This window comes from Chryseobacterium sp. 2P, assembly GCF_059579425.1.
Window position 1 is genome coordinate 1,097,178 of sequence record NZ_CM184194.1, and the last position, 15,893, is coordinate 1,113,070.

The following is a 15,893-nucleotide window of genomic DNA, read 5'->3' on the forward strand; positions in this document are numbered from 1 at the left end:
TATTTCCTAACGTTTGTACTTCTGCTTCAGTTTTATTTTTACAGGAATCATAAAAATCTCATTTTTGTTAAGCGTTTTGTTAAAAAGACCTTTGGTTTTCTGTAATCTGAAGACATTCCAAATCAATCCTGCACCAATACCTAAAGCAAGAACTATCCCTATAAAGAATCCTATAACTTTGCTTAGAATGATGCCTAAAACCATTGTGCCGGCAAATGAACCACCGGCATAATAGATATACTTTCCTTTCAGACCTTTAAACACAAGGGGCTTCTTTAGCCCCTTGTATAGAAAGAAACTCTTTTCTTCCATTTCTTATATTCCAAAAAATGCCTGAATTACTGTGGGAACGAGAAGCAGGAAGATACAGGCACCTCCCCAGCCAATCAGTTCTTTATTGACGTCTTGGTCACCATTGTTCCATTTGTTGTAAATTCGGACACCTCCGACAATGCCTACGATCGCACCTATCATTTGAACTAAGTTTGAGACTGGCTCAACGTACTCTTCGATATCCGATGTTGCCGAAGATATAGCTCCGGCGCCTCCTGTCTGAGCAAAAAGTAAATTTGTGCATAATACCAAGATTGCGGAGAACAGCGCTTTTTTAATTTTATGGTGTTTATTAATGCTTGTAATATTATTTTTCATTTGATTTTTAAAATTTTAATTGAACAATAATTGAATTGTTTCATTTGAAACCGTCTGGTAAAAAAAGATTCCAAAGCTCCATAAAGTGCTTTGGAATCGAAACAGATACGGCGTTTTCCGTATCATTGACTGAATGTAATTAAAAAACTAAACTTGATTTGTAAAAACTCTGACCGCTTTCAGAGCCGACAACGATATGTCTTGATGCTTTTTCAAAGAAATTTCGAAACATCTCATCCGAAATAACTGACGGAATTATTTCCTTCTGATGAGGTATTGCCTCCGAATTTTTGCTTCCGATCACTGAACTTAAATTTGAAAGAAATGATTGACGCACTTCTTTTTCATCTTTGCCCTGTTGATTGTCGCCATAGAAGTTTTCAATTTCCCGCTCTTCCTCAAAACGTCGATGGTTAAAAGGTTCGCCGTTTTCTTCGGAGGATAATTCTGTCTCTTCATAATCATAGGAACTTGGTAAGTTTAAATTCTCTACGTCATCTTCATAAATATTTATTATTTCTCCTGGAGTTTCTTCAATAAAGTTCTCAAGGCTGATCAATTCGCCATCATTTTCATTTCTATTTACGATCTGTTTTTTTATAAATAAGTCATAAACTGCAATGCCGGTATAATATAGAATGTATAGTAAACCAGTAATCATTAGGACTTTTCCCATAAATTTTCACTTTTTTAAAATGTTTAAGAAATTTTCATAATCGTCAGATTTTAGAGCGAGATGCACCGCAAAACTTACAAATTCGCTTACAGATATCCCGTCAGCACGAAGGCCCACCAACTTTCTGTAATGATGATCCTGTATCCTTATCATTCTGCTGGTTTTGTCATTACTCTTGTAAGAGTCAACAAATTCATTAATTATGCATAAGGTTTTATCATCAAGTTCGGTTAGATTGGTTGGTTTTTTCTTTGTCCGAGTGTTTTTTGCTGCATCTGCTGTTTTGTGTTTAATGCCCTTTTTCGATAAGACTGCCTCGTCACTCAGAATATTGAGATTCTTTGCTAATTCCTCTTTATCTTCATCGGTCGTATAGCGGTCTAAAATTCCCATAGATGATAAATTAATTCATCGAATGTTTCTTTGACAGCTAACTTTTGTTCATATGTCAGTCCTTTTGTGTTGATGCTAAGCATACATTTTCTGGTTAGAACTGATCCGCCAATTACTTTCCCTATCGTATTGAATTCAGCATCCATTACAGGTTTCAATTCGTAGCTGTCGTCTTTGCGCATATTATTTCTGATGAAATATATTTTTGCCTTGACTTTGATAAGCTTAAGAAGATTGAGAAACAGTACTGTAGACATCATTGTAACACTGGAGTATCCATAAGGAATTATTATGGCATCACTGTATTGTAATACCTGCGTGTAATTATTCTGAATATTTCCGGCGGTATCAAAAAGAATAACCTCCTGACTTTCCTTTAACTGCATTAAAACTTTTTCATTCTGCGTGAGATGAATATTTTCTTCCGAAATTTTCTCTACTTCATAAAGATAATCTGCTTTTAATTCTTTGTCTTCTGACCATTGCCTGTAAAATGAACGCTGAAAATCAAAGTCGATGACATTTACCTTTTTATCGGTAAACATAGAAAGATAGTTGGCAAATGCAATGGCTAAAGTGGTCTTGCCAACTCCGCCCTTCTGATTTGCAAACGTAATAATCATCTCTTTTTTTTCTTTTTTCTTCTTCTATTTTCTAGTTCTTCGCTTGATGGCGGAGAAGCTGCTGAAATATCAAATAGGGAAGTGCGTTTTAACATTTCTTCTAAACTTGATGCTTCTGCAGCTTGCACGCCATTGACAATAGACTGGTGTCCTGGATTTTGAGGATTTAGTAATTGAGATAAATAAAGGTTGTAATAGTAATCTCCGACCAATTCTTTTACGGTAAAGACAACATTGTCAATCTTATTAATGACGAATGCCTCATTTGAGAAACTGACGATCTTTATTTTATCCTGCGAATTATTACTTACTTTCCTTAAGTTTAGGATGTGATCTATTGTTGAATTTCGTGTGTCTTTCCAGATATTATAATTTGTCTTTTTCGATTGTTTCAAAAAAAGCATATAATCCTGGATTTCGCATTTGTACTCTTGTTCCAAATGCTTTTTAAAAACGTTCTTCGTTTCGATTGTCAAATTTGAATTGGCCAGAATGTCAAAGATCTTTTTGTCTAATACTTGGGAGCTGATAATGAATAGGTCACTCATTTTCATTATATCACTGCCTTTGTAAATCGTATTGGTTTTGTGGTCGATGATGGAATAGCCGAAAGGCTGTTTATCATCTTTGAATGAAAGAACAACATCAATCCCAAATTTTTTCTTCAGATGGTATTGAAGCTCTGATTGGTAGGAGGCATGGTTTTTATCCGATACTCTGAAAACCGAGTTGGAAAATACCTCTTTGTATTTTTTGAATAGAGCAAATATCTGTTTTTTTCTTTTCTCGTCAAAACTTTTTTTTGAAAAATTTAAATCATTGACATTTAAAACTTTGATAAAAGCGCCGTTTTTTGTAATATTTAACTTATCATTTTTTTCATAATAGCCGTATCCATTAAGTTCCAGCAGTGTCTTAAACTGATGTAACGTACTATAATTATAATCAATCAATTTTTCTAAATTTTGATGTACGTCAGTACCGTACAACTCTTTAATTGTTTCCTGTAAAGCAGTTTGACTTTTATATTTTTCGAAATCTCTCTCAATACGCTTTGAGCTGTCTTTATTAACCCTTGTACTTACAATATGAATGTGGTTGTTGGCAGTATCATTATGAAAAACAACAATGTACGGTTGTTCACCATAGCCCATTTTATCCATGAATTTATCTGCTGTAAGCGCCAATTGTTCCTTAGAATATTCGCGTCCTTTTGCGGATATTGTAGCGTGAAACTGCGGATTTTTTATTCTTGAATTATTTTTGGAAACTGCTTTCAGATAGTTTTTTATGTCTGGAGCTCCCGAAGAGTGATTAAGATGAGCCGGGAAATTTTTAATTGATAAAAGTTCTCCCTTTCCTTTTTCAATTTTCTTGTCATTATAAATCACACCATTGAACTCACTGGATGATTTGTTTAATATTTTAACAATCATTTTGCAAGTTCAATATAGATTTTTTTGATTATTCTGTTTTGCTCAATTTTCAGACTGTTGAGAATTTCAAGCTTTGAATTATAATCAGATAAAAGGGTAGTGGGTAAGTGCTTGTTGGTGTTGATATGTTTTGCAATCTGATTGATATTATTCTCAATTTTAGAGAATAAATTAACCTGATTTTCGATGAAATTCATGATTTCTTTCCTGTCATTATCAAGTAGCTTTCCTTCGACGCCGCTAATGATATAATCGGAAAGATGAAGGTTGTATTTATTACAGTGATTCAGCCATTTTTCTTTTACTTCGTCATGTAGCCTTAAAGTAATTCGTGCAGTCTTTGATCTGCCTGAGGTTTTTAAATCTTTCATTTGGCAATTTTTTAAAATAGTTAAGGCAATCCTAATTAGGATTCGCACATTTCAATTTGCAAACGAGAAGATTCTTCTCCTGATTAGATCATCAAAATTATGTAAAATTCACTTGAAAATTATAGATTAGTATTTTCGATTTCTATTTACCGTTATTATTTTTTTGCTCTTCTTTCTTTTTTTTGATAAAATCTGTTGGACGCATCCCATTAATTTCATAAAAAAGATCTGAAAAATTCTGACGGGATGCTATACCGCATTTTTCAGCTAATGCTTCAATTGTGTATTTCAAGTAATTTTTATCAGTATTCATTAGATTGGTAATGTAATCAATTCTAAGATTGTTTAGGTAATTTTTAAAATTAACGCCTTTTGATTCGTTGATAAAAGTTGATAAATATGTTGTATTAGTATTGAATTGAGCCGCCAACTGATTTAATGTTAATCCTATTTGAGTATATTCTTGTCTATCCTCAAATGATTTTATTTTTAATAGTAAATCTTGGTAAATCTCCTTACTAATTATCGATGTCTTCTCATCCTCGTAAATGGTATCGGGACTATGTTGATGTAGCATTTTTTCAAGCTGACGATTGTCAAGCTTTATCTGCAGTATCCTGTAATTCAGCATGATCTTCTTATTCTTCCTATATTTAAAAATGTATAGTGTGATAAAAAGCAGCGAAAGACATATAAAAAATATTACCATTAAGGAAGTGAGAAGATTTCTCTTCTCTAAAGCTTCTTTGTTATCTAACAATCGCTTCGTGTCGTATTCTTTGTGAATTCTTGAGGTCAAATAGTAAAACTCTTTTCCTAATAAGCTGTCAACTGATAAGAGCTGTTTAGTGTAGTACAGCTCTTTCTTTGTGTTGTTCAGGTTATTAAAATGGTTTATTAAAATTTCGTAGCTATCACGTGTCTCCGGTAAAACAAAATTTTTATGAACGAAAATTGAATCTACCATCTCAAAATAATGGAGTGCTTTTTCCTTATCAGAATGATAGTAGCTCTTTCCTAAGTAAGAGTAAATTAATGATGCAGTCGCAAAATCATCTACCTTCAATATTTTTGGTAAAGATTTATTTAAGATATCGATTGCATGCTTATAATTTTGACGGTTATATGCTGAAATGCCTTTGCACTTTAAAAAATAACTCTTTTCCAAAGAAAATTCATCAATCCCCTCAATTTCTTTTAGCCCAACATTTATTAAACTATCAGCAGCAGCAAAATTTTTTAGATTTCTCTGACAGATTATTAACTGGTGAAGAGAGTTAAAATATCCCCTTTTATTATTGAAAACTTCATTTGGATGAAGTTGTTTAACTGATTCATTATTAAAAAATTTAATGCATTCTTCGAAATTTTCTTTAGATTCTGAATAATAGCCTAGGTAGCTTTTGACGACTCCCATATGATAGACGACCTTATATTTCAAATACTCGTCTTTAGTATTTTTTAAATAGTTATAAGCTTTTAAATATTCATCTAAAGCCGGATCAAATTTTTTATAGTTAAAGTAATAGATAATCCCTTTTCCCAAATAAGCTAAACCTATCAAATCTTTATCTCGTGATTTTAAAGCGGCATAGATCATACTATCGGAATATACTAATTTTTGCTTTTCATTTTTAGTAAAGAAAACGGCATCCCGATATCCTTGGGTTAAATGTTCAAAATCATTTTCATTTTTCGATTTTTGAATATAAGTCTTTACATAAGGAATTGCTCTTTTATCATTTTTAGGAAGATTCTCATAATTTTTTCGGATAATCTCATATTCGCTCATCTTCTGCGCATTTAACAGCAGAAAAAAGGGGAATAATATCAAAATGAATGAAAATCCTTTAAGCATGGTTAGTAGGCTTCAATTAAGAACCGCCAAATTTATGTAAAATCTCCATAAAACAGGGCTTTTCCCAATATTCTATTAAGATATTTAATTATTATTAAAAACAATTGATAATGAAGCGGTTTCATTGTTTTTTGTTGTCGTGCTTTATAAAACACGACGTCGTGCTTTGTAAAGCACACCCACATATGCTTGTTTGGACGGTCTTTTCGACAATACCTTTGACTCCAAGAATTCTGAGAAAAACCGGCCGGGATAATCCTTAATAAATTTTACTATTATGAAAAAAGTTATCCCATTTTTAATTCTTATTGTGGGTTTATGTGCGCAAAGTTGCAGACAAGTTGATGAGCAAGTAGATAATGATTTTGCACTATCTAGAGTTGCAAAGGAAAGTAATAAAACATCTGATTCAACTAGAATGAAAATTGAATTAGAAAAAGATCCCCCTGTAAAGGATGGTCAAGATTGGAAACACTAAATGAAATGATATAAAGATTCCCTATACCTCAAAAATATAATATCCAGCCAACGACGTTAGATCGGGTATAGGGAAATCTTTCAAAAATTGACGAAGAAGATAATAATGAAAGGGCAGATTTTGATTTTAAAGTTTTTTAATAAATTTTTTAGCCATGAAAAAATCAGTCTTCCTTCAAGTGCCGCTAATAACGGCCTGTTTTTTTATTCTTTTATTCTGCTACGCTAGCGCAAGCAAAATAATGGATTTTGGAAATTTCCAGGTTCAGATCGCACAATCACCACTTTTAAGTGCTTATGCTGGATTTATTTCTTATGCAACAATAATTGTTGAGCTTCTTATTGTAGTTACTCTTATAGTTCCCAAATTTCGATTAATTGGGCTTTATAGCTCTATGGGAATTATGATAGCCTTTACAATCTATATTTATCTTATCCTAAATTTTAGCGACTTTGTTCCCTGTTCTTGCGGCGGGATACTTGAGAAAATGGATTGGACAGAACATCTATTATTTAATCTTGGATGTATTTTACTTTCTTTTATTTCCGTAATTCTAGTTGAGGTTATTAATAGACAAAAATTCATCATCTATTTTGTGAAAATTTTTGTAGTCTTTGTCGCGAGTACTTCTCTTGTTGTTTATCTATTTTATTCTTCAGAATACATTATAAAAAAAGAGAATAATTTTGTTAGAAGATTTCTAATACATCCAGTACTAGAAGATAAATCAATAGATTTAAAGCTGGATTCATACTATATTGCAGGCTCAGATAGTAAAAAAATATATCTTGGAAATATAACAGCTCCATTATTATTTTCTGAAATTAATTATGATTTATCAAATTTAAGCCAACAAAGGATAGAGCTGGATGAGAAAGACTATTCCTTTAAAAATCTATGGCTTCAGACCTTTAAAAACGATTATTTTCTTTACGATGGAAGTGTCCCAATAATTTACAGAGGTAAAATTGGTGACCAATATGCAGAAACAATAAGTTATCAGAACGCATACTTTACTCAATTATCCGTTTTAGATTCGGCTAGATTTGCACTAAGAACGCAGAGTAAAAGTACACAGCAATACACTTTGGGTAGCCTTGATTTAAATCGAAATCCAAAAGTTGTATTGAATCCAGATATTCTTCAAAAACAAATTGACGGAGTATTTGACAGTGACGGAAAATTGTTGCTCAACCAAAATTTTAAAAATCTTATATACATATATAATTACAGAAATGAATATATGATCATGGATGAGGATCTTGAATTGAAATCTCGCTTAAAAACAATTGACACCATAAGCCGAGCTAGATTTAATGTGGTTAAAATTCCAGACGGTCGACATAAAATGAATGTTCCAAGTTTAAAAAACAATCAAAATCCTACAACTAATCAAAACCTCCTTTTTGTGGAATCAAAGCTTATTGGCAAGTATGAGTCTAAGAAAGCATGGAAGAAAAATTCAATCATTGATATCTACAGGATTGACCGACAGGAATATGTAGGAAGCTTTTATATTCCTAAAAAGGATGATAAAGCGCTAACACAGATGTATGCAACCGACATGTATCTTTTTGTTTTAATTGACAAAGAATTGAAAAGATACAAGTTTACTAGACTGATTCTTAATTTATATGAAAAGGGGAATGCCGAAAACCTAAAATAGAGTAGGCAATAATTCAAATTTCTTTAATATGAAAAAATTAATGATTCCTGTAGTCACAGTATTACTTGGCACAGGCGCAGCATTTGCAACTAGTGCTGCAAAAAGCAATTCAGCAAAAGCAATTGTTGACGCTTACAGAATTGATGCCGTTACTGGCGAATGTCTAAACGCACAACAACAGTGTAACACAGTGGGCACAGCCCCATGTGTTTGGTCGGGCGACAGCAGTTCGTCTTTGCACGAGAAAATTTCGGACAACCCGACAATGTGCGGAGAGGAACTTTTCAGACTGCAGTAAAAAAGGGATGCTATAAAGCATCCTTTTTCATTTGTTTGTTAATCCAATCTATGTTTGTTTTATCTTTTAAAAAATAATCCCACCATTCTAATGTTCGATAATAAAGATCTTTTCTATCCTCTGAATTAAAACTTGGATTATGCCCCTGATTTGGATAAAACAGAGCTATAACATCTTTATTATTCCTTTTTAACCCAATATAAAATTCCATGACCTGATCCCATTTTATGTTTTCGTCTTTTTTACCAGCCCATAAAAGAATGGGCGCATTCACTTTCTCAACATTATAAATGGGGTTGTTGTCAAAGTACAATTTTTTGTTTTCACTGAAAGGAAATTTCAATTCATATTGTCCATTTTCATATTGCCAGTAAAATGGGCTGTGGAAATTATAATTGTAAGAAAAATAGGAACGTACAATATCACTATTACCAGCACCAGATAAATACGCTGCAAAACGGTTTGAATGTGTAGCAATAAAGTTTGTCTCATATCCCCCATGGGAATGCCCTGTTAATCCGATTTTCGACTGATCAATATACGGTCTGTTCTGAATTGTATCCAATGCTTTATTGACGCAGTCTAATGCTGAAAGACCTGTTCCTTTTGGACCAAATACAATATCGGGTAAATAAACGAAATAGCCTTGGTCAAGTAAAGTTCTCAAATCAAAAGAAGCAGGATTATTATAGCCTATAATATCATATTGATTTGCCGAATCATTCTGAATTTGATAAATTCTTACAATCATAGGATATTTTTTTTTAGGCTCAAAGTTAGTTGGGTAATATAAAATACCCTTCAACTTCTGATAATCCGAATTAATATAATTTATTATTTCAATTTTAAGATTCTTTACTGCAGCATCTCGATTTTCATTGGTTAAAAGAATTATTGGTTCTTTTTTATGATCATCAACGTAATATAAAGACATCGGTTTGTTGTAATTTTCTAATGTATAAGCAAAAAAATTTGCGTTTCTGTTGTAGTAGAAATCTCTAATATAATTTTCTGAGGATTTTATTATTGATTTTAAATCTTTATTTACAATGGTATAATATGACGTTTTGTTTTCTTCGTCATCTCTGACTTTTATTAAAACTGAATTATCATTCTTTAGGTACGATCTGTAAATCTTGAAATAGCTCCCAATTAATGGTAGACTCTCTTTATTCAAAATTTTAACTTTTTTACTTAGATTTTCGCTAATTTTGATCAGTCTATCCTTCTGAATATTATAAACGAAAATACCTTTTTGAGAATCAAAGTAAATTAATGACGCGTCTTTACTAAAAACAGGATTTTGCAGACTGTGATCTTGAATATATCCTTTTTTCATCGTAGAAAGATTACATAACACCCATTTATCCTGCAAGTCTCTGTAAATACTAAATTCTCCATCTTTGGATAGAGTGAAATATGCACTTTTTACAATATCAAAGGGTTTGGCTGTATTATTCTGAGTATCTAAAATCTGTAAATCAATATTTTGATTATCTACTGTATAATTTTGAAGTTTTCCTCTTTTAAAAGCGAAAAGATATTTATCACTGCCAGATAAAAAAATCTTTTTCGAATCTTTATTATCAATTGCGCTTACATGATTATTGTTTGTAATTATCCAATATTTGTCAATTGGATCAAAACCAGTGTCATGCTTGCTTAAATCACCATCATTTCCATACCATATTTCGACATTTTTGTTTTTTGGTATCTTCGTTTGGCCATTTACAAAATACTTTCCTTCTTCATTCATTTCACTAACTACAATGTAATCTCCAGTATCTATATCTTGTAAAATTGGTTTTGAGATATTGCCAGATTTGATATCTAATAAAACTAAACTTTCCGTTTTATCAGTACTGTTTTGTTCAATTATATAAAGTGTTTTCTTTGAATCACTTATTTCAATTCTCTTGATAAGCACAGGGCTCTCGTAGATCTTTTTTTTATTTTGGGAAGAAGTGTCGTAGATTTCGTATTTATTTTCACCCTTTCTTACGACAAAAATTTTACTTACATTATCTTTCGTAATATTGACTACACTATCTATTTCGTAGTATGATGCCCCTTTGTTATTATAGACAGACAATTTATCGGCAGTGTTTAGTAATGCAAAAGTTCCTGTGTCTGAAGACGCAAAAACTCTTTTAATATTGTCAAAAACCTTCTGTCTTCTATCATTCAGACTAACTAAGACAGCTTTATCTTTTGCCAATGCTACCACAGCTTCTTCTTGTAAAAAAATTGGAATATCTAAGGTTTTCGTTAACAGATGAGGTTTTTGAATTTTATTCTTTGTTGAAAAAATTTCAATAGTATCTTTGTTAATATCATAATGTTTTCCTGCTATAACCCAGTTTCCCTTTGGAGACATCGCAAGAATTTTTATTCGATATTGCTGAGCCATTTTTTTTTCTAATGTGCCTCTCAACGTTTGACCTTGACAAAAAGAAATCCCTACAAGTAACAGTAAAATTATTATATTTTTAAATGATCTCATTAGTAACCTGGATTTTGGGGATTTAAATTTGAATTTAGTTCAAGATCTTTTTGAGGAATTGGCCACAGTTGATGATTAGTCTGCCAATTAGGTTTTGAGGAAATAAGAGAATTTAAATTGTTATTCCTTTTGAGATCAAAGAAACGATGCCCCATCTCTGTAAAGAATTCTCTACGGTTCTCACTTGCGATTTCAGTAATTAAATCAGACTGTGAAATGCCTGAAGTTACCGCCGAAAGTCCAGCACGTTGTCTTGTAGCATTTAAATATAGCAGTGCTTCATTGAGTTTGTTTTGTTTTGCCAAGCTTTCGGATAATAGTAGGTAAACTTCTTCAAGCCTGAAAACAATGGAGTACTCTGTGGTATTATTTGAGCGATTTTTATATTTATCGGCTCTATACCAAGTGTTTGCGCCCACAGTAATTACTGCCATCCAGTTCGATTTTCTGAAATCCGATGATGCAAAGGAGGACATAAGAGATGTCGATAGTGCGTAGCTCGAAGGTGCTGCACCTGTGAAATAATATAAACTTGCCTCTTTTGTTGCATCTCCTGAATTTTTAGGTTTTAATTGCCACAAAATATGTTTTCCTGACTTTTGAAAGACTTTAGCAATGTCAGTTTCGAAAGTATAAAGAGAACTTTGAGCTATTGATTTTAATTTAGCTTCCGCATCGGCTGGTCTCTGCTCTGCAAAATATACCTTTGCCATCATCAGTTCTGCAACTTTACGATTGACAAAAATTCTTTCGGAGTTACTGTATTCGTCTGCTAATAATATATAACATTCGTTCAAATCGTTTTCAAGTCGAACAAGAACATCATCAGAACTCAATTTTGATGAGGTGTTGTTAGCAGTGTAATCAGTTGTAGTTAAATAAGGAATATCTCCATATATTTGCTGTAAATAGAAATATAAAATACAGCGTATCAGTAATGCTTCACCTTTCATTCTTCTTTTGTCTGTGTTTGAAATTCCTGATGATTTTTCAAGACCTTCTAAGATAGAATTGGAGAAATAGATTTGTTGATATGTATTTGACCACAGTGAATAAACTGCAGCATTGCTGGAAATGAGTTGATTTTGTGAAATTTCATAGATTCCATTTGTTGCGGTAGTTGCATAACAAGTGAGATCATCTGTATAATTGCTCAAAAATAATCCCATCTTATCACCTGCCAGTAGAGAATTATCTCGTAAACTCGAATATAATGCCGATAATGCGGAATTTGCTGTTTGAGTGTCCTGAAAAACATTGTTTTTATCAATTTGATTTTCCGGTACATCAACTTCCAGCATCTCTTCACAAGAAATCAGATTGAGTAGTAATAGTGAGAATAATAATATAGTAATGTTTGTAATTGTTTTCATTTCAAATTTTTTAAAGATTGAACTGTAACCCAAAAGAGTATGTTTTCAGAGGTGGCAGATAGCCCAGTGCTAAAAACTCAGGATCAACACCAAAATATTTGGTTACCGTGAGAAGATTTTGTCCTTGAATGTATATTTTGACATTTCTGAAGACGCTGTTTTTTAATGGAATCTGATATCCCAATTGTACATTTTTTAATCTGATAAATGATGCGTCCGACACTGATGCTGTACTGTTTTGAAAAAATGTGTGAAGCGTGTTTACTCCGGAAGTATATGGCATATATGTACCAGTAGGGTTGTCCGTTGACCAGACATCTAAAACTTCGACTGGCTGATTATTCATACTGCCAGGAACAGTTATAATACTGTTGTAATTTCTGTTTTTTTGCTTAACGAACTGAAACAAAAATGAAACGTCCCAATTTTTATATCTGAAACTGTTCGACCACCCACCGAAGAACTTTACACTTATGTCCTGAGCAACTTTGTTATCTTCAGGTGAAGATATCTTTCCATCTCCATTGAAATCAGTAAAACTGTATTTTCCTGTTTTAGGATCGATACCTTCAAGTTGATACAATTTGATAATTGAAGTAGATTGCCCAATGATAAATTGATTGGCATACGTTGAACCTTCCAGTCCCGGAAATGAAACTAATTTGTTTGTTGGAAAACTAATGTTGAAATTAGTATCCCATTTAAGAGACCCTGTTTTTAGTGGCTGAGCTGCCAACTCAAATTCCCATCCTTTGTTTTCGACCGTAGCATCAAGATTTGCCAATACACTTGTAAAGCCAGTGATTGAAGGCAGCTGGTAGCCCACCAATTGATTTGAAGAAAGATTTCTATACCAAGCTGTCGTAATATTAATATGGTCTTTGAAGAGCCCAAGTTCTAAAGCAACTTCTAGCTTTTTAGTTTTTTCCCAACTATAGTTACCATTATAGAGTCTTGACGGAATCAATCCTGTAACTGAATTATAGATATATGATGATGAGACAGTATAAGTATCTAAATATTGATAGTCTCCAATGTTGTCACTACCTGCAGTACCATAACTTCCGCGAAGCTTTCCAAAACTTAACCATTCTAGATTTTCGGCAAATTTTTCTTTTTTAAATAACCAAGCTCCTCCAACTGCTGCAAAATTGGCAAACTTTTTATTTGGACCAAAGCGACTGCTTCCATCACGTCTGCCAGTCAGATTAATTATATATTTATTTAAATATTGATAATTAAGCCTCCCAAAAAATGCGGCGTATCTGTATTCATTTGTGATTTGGTCTGAAACTGTTTTTGTTCTTGCAGCACCGATATTTGTTATAAAAGCATTACTTTCAAAGCCTACACCTACAATTGACCCTTGTTCGTTTGTCTCTCTTTGAAATGTTCCTCCCGCCAAAGCATCGATTTTATGATGTTCAGATTGGTAATTCCAGTTAATTTGTGGTTCAATGATGAAAGAAAATCTGTCCTGATTATTCTTAGATGCTGTCGAAGTTGCGCTTGACTGACCCGCAGCATAAGCCGGATTATAAATTGTATTGGGCTGTAACGAAAGTTCTTCAAATGTCTGGTAGTTAAATCCACCATTAAGCTTTAGCAATAAGTTTTTATAAACCTCATACTGTGTTGTAATACTATTAAGAAATTGCTTGTTTTCATTTGTATAGGTGCTATTGTAGGCTGCCACAGGATTGGCAAATGTATTATTCTGCCAGTTTAATCCACCTTCAGAATTGTAAAGCTCAGGTGCATTTGGAACTAAATTGTACGCCTGCCTCGTAATATCTGTTCTAATGACATTGTTTTTCTGAATTGAAAAACTATTGGCAATATTCATCTGAAATTTATTGTCTGCAGATCGATGCGAGATATGGCTGGAAATGTTTTTGCTTTTGTATTTAAAGTCTTCCCCAAAAACAGTGGTCTGCTCATTATTTGAAAGGCTCAATAAAAAATTGGTTGTTTCTCCACCGCCATTTAATGATAATTGTGTGTTTGACAAAGCTGCTGTGTTCCCAACTAATTTATCCGGCCAGTTTGTATATCTATCTTGATTCCAAGTTCCATTGATATCATAAGCCGTTGCAGGATAAGTACTGATTCCATCATTTTCAAATGCTTTTTTTCTCATAGATAAATATTCTGATGTATTAATCAAATTGAGATTAGAAATCACTGTACTTAATCCATAGGATGTATTAAAATTTAAATTCAGTCGTTTTGACTTTCCTCTTTTAGTAGTTACCAAAACAACACCATTAGCACCACGGGAGCCATATATTGCTGTTGCATCAGCATCTTTTAAAATTTCAATTTTTTCAATGTCGTTTGGATTGATGCTGTTGAGAGGATTAAGACTTCTTCCGGGTAGAATAACAGTCGAATAGAGTGATGTCATTTCTCCACCCATCGGAACACCATCGATCACATAAAGTGGCTGATTTCCATCAATTGTGCTGTTGTCCTTGTTTCTTAAACTGTTTCTACCTCTTATTTGAATATCATAACCACCTCCGGGAACTCCTGAATTTTGAGTGATAGTAACACCCGCAAGTCGTCCCTGAACACTAGATAGAACATTAGTCACAGGCTGATTTTCTATATCCTTCGCTGAAACTTTTGCAATACTACCGGTACTTTCTTTCTCTTTTACTTTATAATATCCGGCATTGACAACAACTTCTTCAATGCCCTGTACTTTCTGATCTAATGAAAGATTAATAACAGCTTTACCATTTACGGTAATTCTTTTTTCTGCATACTCAGGATGTCGGAAAATTATGATGGGATTTTCACCGTTTATTTGTAAGATGTAAAATCCTTTCGAATTGGTCTGTGTAACTTGATCACTGCCTTCCTGAGATACATTGACTCCAGAAAGTGGTGTCTGATTCTCGCCGACAGTAACTGTTCCGGTCACTGTCTTGGTTTGTGCTTTTGCATTACTGCATAATGCAGTTAACAAAAAGACAATACCAATACTTCCTATTTTAGAATAGGATTTTTTCATAGTTTTGTATGGGTTTTTTGATTAAACTCCTTGATAAACCTAGCTCTTTCCTGAAGTCTGCAAACTGAATAGGGAAGGGCTTTCTTATTTATAAGGATTATTTTTTATTTCATTTTTTAGTTATTATTACTTCTGGATTCAGGTATTTGAAAACAAAACTTTCTTAGTGCCTTTTGGATAGGGGATAGTCGTTAGTTAACCGCAAGGCACCTAAAAGCCATTTAATATGAATGAAATTGTGTCCCGAGAAAGCTTTAAAAGCCGCAATGAGTTGTACACCTCATTGTATCATATAATCTGATACTATTTTTGGAAGGTGCTTAGAAGTAGAAAAGCGAACAGCATTGGAAAAAGACGGCGTGGAACTCTACATTATCCAATTCGGGGTACTGGTATACCTTGTATACAGATAAGAGAGCCCACGCCTAGGTCGTGAGCTTCCTGCTTATCGTCTCGTATACTAAAATTACCAGTTTTCGAATTGAGATTCTAAGCAATAGCTTCTATTATTCTTTGAAGTATCGCAAAATTACATATTCTGTAACTTA

At 33.0% G+C, this 15,893-nt stretch carries 14 protein-coding genes; 3 read left to right on the forward strand and 11 right to left on the reverse strand.

Annotated elements, in window-relative coordinates; all coding sequences use genetic code 11:
• Window positions 1-6: 6 nt before the first annotated feature.
• The 8 genes from AC52CF_RS04965 to AC52CF_RS05000 all read right to left on the reverse strand — a co-directional run bounded on the left by AC52CF_RS04965 (window position 7) and on the right by AC52CF_RS05000 (window position 5,942).
• A complete protein-coding gene (locus tag AC52CF_RS04965) occupies window positions 7-312 on the reverse strand; it encodes a DUF4133 domain-containing protein (RefSeq protein WP_002977321.1) in 306 nt (101 codons plus the stop codon).
• Between the two features lie 3 nt (window positions 313-315).
• Window positions 316-651, reverse strand: a complete 336-nt coding sequence (locus AC52CF_RS04970; protein WP_002977322.1) for a DUF4134 domain-containing protein — start codon at window positions 649-651, stop codon at window positions 316-318.
• A 139-nt stretch (window positions 652-790) separates the two neighbouring features.
• The gene (locus AC52CF_RS04975; RefSeq protein WP_002977323.1) at window positions 791-1,327 is read right to left on the reverse strand and encodes a hypothetical protein; all 537 of its coding nucleotides are present in this window, start codon (window positions 1,325-1,327) and stop codon (window positions 791-793) included.
• A gap of 6 nt (window positions 1,328-1,333) precedes the next feature.
• Window positions 1,334-1,720, reverse strand: coding sequence for a hypothetical protein (locus tag AC52CF_RS04980; protein ID WP_002977324.1), 387 nt, complete (start codon window positions 1,718-1,720; stop codon window positions 1,334-1,336).
• The gene (locus AC52CF_RS04985) at window positions 1,708-2,343 is read right to left on the reverse strand and encodes a ParA family protein (RefSeq protein ID WP_002977325.1); all 636 of its coding nucleotides are present in this window, start codon (window positions 2,341-2,343) and stop codon (window positions 1,708-1,710) included. The genes AC52CF_RS04980 and AC52CF_RS04985 overlap by 13 nt, the downstream gene beginning before the upstream one ends.
• Window positions 2,340-3,779: a relaxase/mobilization nuclease domain-containing protein gene (locus AC52CF_RS04990; protein ID WP_002977326.1), complete on the reverse strand. Its 1,440-nt coding sequence runs from the start codon at window positions 3,777-3,779 to the stop codon at window positions 2,340-2,342. Before AC52CF_RS04990 ends, AC52CF_RS04985 begins: the two co-directional genes overlap by 4 nt.
• Entirely contained in the window at window positions 3,776-4,150 is a 375-nt protein-coding gene (locus AC52CF_RS04995; protein ID WP_002977327.1) for a hypothetical protein, read from the reverse strand. Before AC52CF_RS04995 ends, AC52CF_RS04990 begins: the two co-directional genes overlap by 4 nt.
• Window positions 4,151-4,292: 142 nt before the next feature.
• Window positions 4,293-5,942, reverse strand: a complete 1,650-nt coding sequence (locus AC52CF_RS05000) for a helix-turn-helix domain-containing protein (RefSeq protein ID WP_164720332.1) — start codon at window positions 5,940-5,942, stop codon at window positions 4,293-4,295.
• A 343-nt stretch (window positions 5,943-6,285) separates the two neighbouring features.
• On the opposite strand from AC52CF_RS05000, the gene AC52CF_RS05005 reads away from it, so the two are divergent.
• The 3 genes from AC52CF_RS05005 (at window position 6,286) to AC52CF_RS05015 (ending at window position 8,450) form a co-directional block, all read left to right on the forward strand.
• Window positions 6,286-6,486 (forward strand): hypothetical protein, encoded by a 201-nt coding sequence (locus AC52CF_RS05005; protein ID WP_002977329.1) that lies wholly within the window; start codon window positions 6,286-6,288, stop codon window positions 6,484-6,486.
• Window positions 6,487-6,727: 241 nt separating this feature from the next.
• Window positions 6,728-8,152 carry a MauE/DoxX family redox-associated membrane protein gene (locus AC52CF_RS05010; protein ID WP_228457751.1) on the forward strand — a complete coding sequence of 475 codons (1,425 nt, stop codon included), beginning with the start codon at window positions 6,728-6,730 and terminating at the stop codon, window positions 8,150-8,152.
• Window positions 8,153-8,180: 28 nt separating this feature from the next.
• Window positions 8,181-8,450 (forward strand): DUF6520 family protein, encoded by a 270-nt coding sequence (locus AC52CF_RS05015; RefSeq protein WP_002977331.1) that lies wholly within the window; start codon window positions 8,181-8,183, stop codon window positions 8,448-8,450.
• A gap of 10 nt (window positions 8,451-8,460) precedes the next feature.
• On the opposite strand, the gene AC52CF_RS05020 is transcribed toward AC52CF_RS05015, so the two are convergent.
• From AC52CF_RS05020 to AC52CF_RS05030, 3 genes are read right to left on the reverse strand one after another with little or no spacing between them, the layout of a single operon-like run.
• The gene (locus AC52CF_RS05020; protein ID WP_002977332.1) at window positions 8,461-10,953 is read right to left on the reverse strand and encodes an alpha/beta hydrolase family protein; all 2,493 of its coding nucleotides are present in this window, start codon (window positions 10,951-10,953) and stop codon (window positions 8,461-8,463) included.
• Window positions 10,953-12,326, reverse strand: a complete 1,374-nt coding sequence (locus AC52CF_RS05025) for a RagB/SusD family nutrient uptake outer membrane protein (RefSeq protein ID WP_027383741.1) — start codon at window positions 12,324-12,326, stop codon at window positions 10,953-10,955. Before AC52CF_RS05025 ends, AC52CF_RS05020 begins: the two co-directional genes overlap by 1 nt.
• 10 nt (window positions 12,327-12,336) lie before the next feature.
• Window positions 12,337-15,345 (reverse strand): SusC/RagA family TonB-linked outer membrane protein, encoded by a 3,009-nt coding sequence (locus AC52CF_RS05030; protein WP_002977334.1) that lies wholly within the window; start codon window positions 15,343-15,345, stop codon window positions 12,337-12,339.
• Window positions 15,346-15,893 lie beyond the last annotated feature (548 nt).

Bases quoted from the DNA above. Each gene is read 5' to 3' on its own strand.
- AC52CF_RS05020 (WP_002977332.1), bottom strand. From the start codon at position 10,953: ATGAGATCATTTAAAAATATAATAATTTTACTGTTACTTGTAGGGATT.
- AC52CF_RS05025 (WP_027383741.1), bottom strand. From the start codon at position 12,326: ATGAAAACAATTACAAACATTACTATATTATTATTCTCACTATTACTA.
- AC52CF_RS04980 (WP_002977324.1), bottom strand. From the start codon at position 1,720: ATGGGAATTTTAGACCGCTATACGACCGATGAAGATAAAGAGGAATTA.
- AC52CF_RS05000 (WP_164720332.1), bottom strand. From the start codon at position 5,942: ATGAGCGAATATGAGATTATCCGAAAAAATTATGAGAATCTTCCTAAA.
- AC52CF_RS04985 (WP_002977325.1), bottom strand. From the start codon at position 2,343: ATGATTATTACGTTTGCAAATCAGAAGGGCGGAGTTGGCAAGACCACT.
- AC52CF_RS04995 (WP_002977327.1), bottom strand. From the start codon at position 4,150: ATGAAAGATTTAAAAACCTCAGGCAGATCAAAGACTGCACGAATTACT.
- AC52CF_RS05010 (WP_228457751.1), top strand. From the start codon at position 6,728: ATGGATTTTGGAAATTTCCAGGTTCAGATCGCACAATCACCACTTTTA.
- AC52CF_RS04965 (WP_002977321.1), bottom strand. From the start codon at position 312: ATGGAAGAAAAGAGTTTCTTTCTATACAAGGGGCTAAAGAAGCCCCTT.
- AC52CF_RS04970 (WP_002977322.1), bottom strand. From the start codon at position 651: ATGAAAAATAATATTACAAGCATTAATAAACACCATAAAATTAAAAAA.
- AC52CF_RS04990 (WP_002977326.1), bottom strand. From the start codon at position 3,779: ATGATTGTTAAAATATTAAACAAATCATCCAGTGAGTTCAATGGTGTG.
- AC52CF_RS05005 (WP_002977329.1), top strand. From the start codon at position 6,286: ATGAAAAAAGTTATCCCATTTTTAATTCTTATTGTGGGTTTATGTGCG.
- AC52CF_RS04975 (WP_002977323.1), bottom strand. From the start codon at position 1,327: ATGGGAAAAGTCCTAATGATTACTGGTTTACTATACATTCTATATTAT.
- AC52CF_RS05030 (WP_002977334.1), bottom strand. From the start codon at position 15,345: ATGAAAAAATCCTATTCTAAAATAGGAAGTATTGGTATTGTCTTTTTG.
- AC52CF_RS05015 (WP_002977331.1), top strand. From the start codon at position 8,181: ATGAAAAAATTAATGATTCCTGTAGTCACAGTATTACTTGGCACAGGC.